Source organism: Georgenia sp. 311 (genome assembly GCF_006151955.1).
Lineage (GTDB): Bacteria > Actinomycetota > Actinomycetes > Actinomycetales > Actinomycetaceae > Oceanitalea > Oceanitalea wutianyii.
This window is the reverse complement of the sequence record NZ_VDFS01000065.1, coordinates 1-4,055: the sequence shown is the minus strand read 5'-3', so window position 1 is coordinate 4,055 and position 4,055 is coordinate 1. Positions and strand designations below refer to the sequence as shown.

General features: G+C 75.5%; 5 protein-coding genes. 4 read left to right on the top strand and 1 reads right to left on the bottom strand.

Translation table 11 applies throughout. The features are described from left to right. Both FHE66_RS14855 and FHE66_RS14850 read left to right on the top strand, forming a co-directional pair. On the top strand, positions 1 to 450 hold a 450-nt coding region (locus tag FHE66_RS14855), incomplete at its 5' end, for a glycosyltransferase (protein ID WP_139073762.1). Next, positions 447 to 1,385, top strand: coding sequence for a lysylphosphatidylglycerol synthase domain-containing protein (locus tag FHE66_RS14850; protein WP_139073761.1), 939 nt, complete (start codon positions 447 to 449; stop codon positions 1,383 to 1,385). The genes FHE66_RS14855 and FHE66_RS14850, both read left to right, overlap by 4 nt. On the opposite strand, the gene FHE66_RS14845 is transcribed toward FHE66_RS14850, so the two are convergent. Beyond that, positions 1,382 to 2,260 carry an NAD-dependent epimerase/dehydratase family protein gene (locus FHE66_RS14845; RefSeq protein ID WP_139073760.1) on the bottom strand — a complete coding sequence of 293 codons (879 nt, stop codon included), beginning with the start codon at positions 2,258 to 2,260 and terminating at the stop codon, positions 1,382 to 1,384. The genes FHE66_RS14850 and FHE66_RS14845 overlap by 4 nt on opposite strands. 27 nt (positions 2,261 to 2,287) lie before the next feature. On the opposite strand from FHE66_RS14845, the gene FHE66_RS14840 reads away from it, so the two are divergent. Next, the gene (locus FHE66_RS14840) at positions 2,288 to 3,448 is read left to right on the top strand and encodes a glycosyltransferase family 4 protein (protein ID WP_139073759.1); all 1,161 of its coding nucleotides are present in this window, start codon (positions 2,288 to 2,290) and stop codon (positions 3,446 to 3,448) included. Positions 3,449 to 3,549: 101 nt separating this feature from the next. Then, the coding region (locus FHE66_RS14835; protein ID WP_218013751.1) for a hypothetical protein at positions 3,550 to 4,055 on the top strand (506 nt) is incomplete at its 3' end.

Sequence of the window (4,055 nt, the reverse complement as noted above, 5' to 3'; positions counted from 1 at the left end):
CGCGGCGTCGAGGTCCGGGTCACGCTCGTCGGCGACGGGCAGGACGCCCCCGCCGTGCGCGAGTCCGTCGCCGGGCTGCCGTGGGTGACCTGGCACGACTGGGTCGCCCCGGGCGACCTGCCCGGTCTCGTCGCCGCGCACGACGTGTGCCTCGGCGTCTTCGGCACGACCGACAAGGCCAGGCGCGTCGTGCCCAACAAGGTCTACCAGGGCGCCGCCGCCGGCTGCGCGGTCGTCACGAGCGACACCCCGCCGCAGCGCCGCGTGCTCGGTGACTCCGCCCTGTTCGTGCCGCCGGGGGACGCCGAGGCGCTGGCCGACGCGCTCGCCGGCCTCGCCGCCGACCGCGAGCAGCTCGCGCGGCTGCGCGACCGGGCGCGGGCGTGGAGCGGCGAGCGGTTCACCGCCGGCGCGGTCACCGCGCCCCTGGAGGAGGTGCTGGCCCGATGAGCCGCGTCCTGTCCGCGCTGCGCTCCCGCTGGGCCCGCGTGGTCTTCCTCCTCGCCGCACTCGCCTTCGGGATCTGGGCGGTCGCCAGCCAGTGGGACGGCGTCACCGCCGCGCTCGCCGCGATCTCCCCGCTCCAGCTGCTCGCCGTCCTCGCGGTGAGCCTGGCCTACGTCTTCCTCACCATGCTCTCGTGGCGGGCGGTGATGACCGACCTCGGCTCCCGGCTGTCCGTGCGGGACGCGAGCCGGGTGTTCTTCGTGTCCCAGGTCGGCAAGTACCTGCCCGGCGGGGTGTGGAACATCGTCGCCGCGGCCGAGATGGGTGCCGACCACGAGATCCCGCGCCGCCGGTCGGTCTCGGTCATGGCCGTGTCGATCCTCGTCTCCATCGTCACCGGCCTGCTCCTCGCCGTCGTCGCGGTCCTCCTCGGTCCGCCCGAGCTGCGCGAGCAGTTCGGGTGGGTGGCCTGGACGCTGCCGGTCTTCCTCGTCCTGCTCCTGCCGCCCGTCCTCAACCGGGTGCTCGGTCTCGCGCTGTCCCTCGCGCGGCGGCCCGCCCTGGAGCAGCCGCTCACCGGCGGGGGCGTGGCGCGCTCGGCGGCGTGGGCGCTGGCCGGCTGGGTGCTCGCGGGCGTCCAGGTCTGGCTCATCGCCTCGCAGCTCGGCATGGACGCCGACCTCGCCACCCTGGCCCTCGCCGTCGGCGGCTACGCCCTCGCGTGGATCGTCGGCTTCCTCGCCATCGTCGTGCCCGCGGGAGTGGGGGTGCGCGAGGCCGTCCTCGGCGCCCTGCTCGCCGGGCAGCTCGACGCCGGCGCCGTGGTCGTCACGGTGCTCCTGGCCCGCGTCGTCCTCACCGTCGCCGACCTCCTGCTCGGCCTGGGCGCCATGTCGCTGCTGCGCAGGCGCAGCCGGCGCGAGGTCCTGCCCGGCTAGCGGGCGACGCTCGCCGCGAGCCACTCCCACGTGGCCGCGACCCCCGACCGCAGGGACGTCCGCGGCTCCCAGCCGAGCACCTCGCGGGCGAGGCCGACGTCGAGCCACGTCGCCGGCACGTCGAACCCGCGCGCGGGCTCGTGGCGCACGGCGAGGTCCGGGGTGCCGGTGACGTCGCGGACGACGTCGAGGAGCTCACCGAGCGTCGTCGCCCGGCCCGACCCGACGTTGACCACCGGCAGCGCGCCGGTGTGCTGGTGCAGCCGGAGGAGGGCGGCGACGACGTCCTGGACGGCGACGTAGTCACGGGCCGTGCCGAGGTCGCCGAACACGGTGACCGGCCGCCCGGCCGCGACCGCGCGCAGCCAGTGGGCGAGGACGCCCTGTCCCGGCCCGGCCGGCTGGCCGGGGCCGTAGGCGTTGGCGACCCGCACGACCGTCGGGCAGGCGGCGTGGTCGGCCAGGACCTGCTCCAGGCGCACCTTCGCCCGCCCGTACGCGCTCGCGGGCCGGGTGGGCGTCGTCTCGGCGAAGGGTGCCCCGTGGTTCCCGTAGACCGTGCCCCCCGAGCTGAGCAGCACGGTCCGGGGGGACAGCCCGTGGTCGTCGAGCGCGCGGAGGAAGGAGAGGAGGTGGTGCTCGTCCTCGGCGACGAGGTCCGGACGCTCCTCGGCGACCTGTGGGTTGACCTGGGAGACGGCCCACACGACCGTGGAGACGGTGTCCAGCTCCGCGGGCAGGCTCCCGGACGCCAGGACGGGACGCGAGCGCGTGTAGAGGTGGACGTCCGGGCCCTCGAGGGACCGGGCGAGCGCCGACCCGAGGAACCCCGCTCCGCCGACGACCGCGACCCCGCCGTGCGATCCTGTGCGCATGAACCTCCCCCTCTCGGACGGAGCCGCGTGAGCCGCCCTCGCCTCATCGTGCTGGCGTCGACCTACCCGGGCCGTCCAGGGGACGGGACACCGGAGTTCGTCTCCGACCTGGCCCGGCGTGAGGCCGAGCACTTCGACACGATAGCCCTCGTCCCCGCCGTGCCCGGCGGCGCCACACACGAGAGCGAGGGACGGCTGCAGGTCCGCCGCTTCCGGTACTTCCCGGCCCGCTGGGAGCGGCTGGCGCACGGGGCGATCATCGAGAACCTCCGCCAGGACCGGGCCATGTGGGTGCAGGTCCCGTGCCTCGTCCTCGCCGAGGCGCTGGCGACGCTGCGGACCGTGCGCCGCCACCGTCCCGACGTCGTCCACGCGCACTGGATCGTGCCCCAGGGCCTGGTCGCCACTGTCTGCGCGCCCCGTACCCCGCGGCTCGTCACGACGCTCGGCGGTGACCTCTACGCGCTCGACAGCCCGCTGCTGCGACGGCTCAAGGGATGGGTGGTGCGGCGCGCCGGCCACGTCACCGTGATGAACGAGGAGATGCGCCGGCTGGTCATCGACCTGGGTGCCGCGCCGGAGAAGGTCTCGGTCATGCCGATGGGCGCCGACCTCAGCGGCGTCGTGCCGCGCGTGGAACGGCCCGACGGGCCCCTGCGACTGCTGTTCGTCGGCCGACTCGTGGAGAAGAAGGGCCTGCACGTCCTGCTCGAGGCGCTGCGGCTGGTCCGGGCCGACGTCCGGCTCACCGTCGTGGGCGACGGGCCGCTGCGGGCGCAGAGCGAGCGCGCCGCCGAGGGGCTGCCGGTGACGTTCGCCGGCCAGCTCGGGCGGACCGCGCTGCGTCAGGCCTACGCCGAGGCGGACATCGTCGTCGTCCCCTCGGTGCCCGCCGCGTCCGGGGACCAGGACGGCCTCCCGGTCGTCCTCCTCGAGGCGATGGGCACCGGCTGCGCCGTCGTCGCCTCCGCGCTCGCCGGGATCGACGAGGCCGTGCGCGACGACGTCGACGGCGTGCTCACCGCGCCCGGCGACCCGGCCGCCCTCGCCCGCGCGCTCGACGACCTCGCAGCCGATCCCGGGCGCCGGGCCGAGCTCGGCCGCTCGGCCCGGGAGCGGGCCACCGAGTTCTCCGCCGACGCCGTCGGCCGCCGGTACGTCGAGCTCCTGCGCAGCCTCACCTCCTGACCTCGCGGCGCCGCCGCCCCGATCCCGGGACACGCCCGCGGCGGCGACCGGATCTCGCCAGGCCGGTGGTTAGCCTGTCCGGAATGCGAGGGGGAGCGTGGATGCGGGGAGGCCGATGGGCCGTCGCCGGCGTGCTGGCGGGACTGCTGGCGACGTCGGGCACGGTGGCGGCCGCCAAGGGCGGGCAGAGCGACGGCTGGGGCCAGGACTTCTACCTCTCCGACAGCTTCGCCGCCGAGGCGAACGCGGTCTTCACCTTCGGGGTGCAGACCGACCGCTACTGGGTGGGTGACTGGGACGGCGACGGCGTCGACACGATCGGCTCGCGCAACCTCACCAACGTGTTCTCGGTGCGCAACTCCAACACCACCGGCGGCCCCGACCGGCAGTTCGGCTACGGGCGTGCGTGGGACACCGTCCTCGTGGGCGACTGGAACGGGGACGGCACCGACACGATGACCGTGCGCCGCGGCATGGTCTACCACGTCAAGAACTCGCTGAGCGGGGGAGCGGCGGACGTCGTCCTCCCCTACGGCAAGGCCACGGACGAGGTGCTCGTCGGCGACTGGGACGGTGACGGCAGGGACACCTTCGCCGTGCGCCGCGG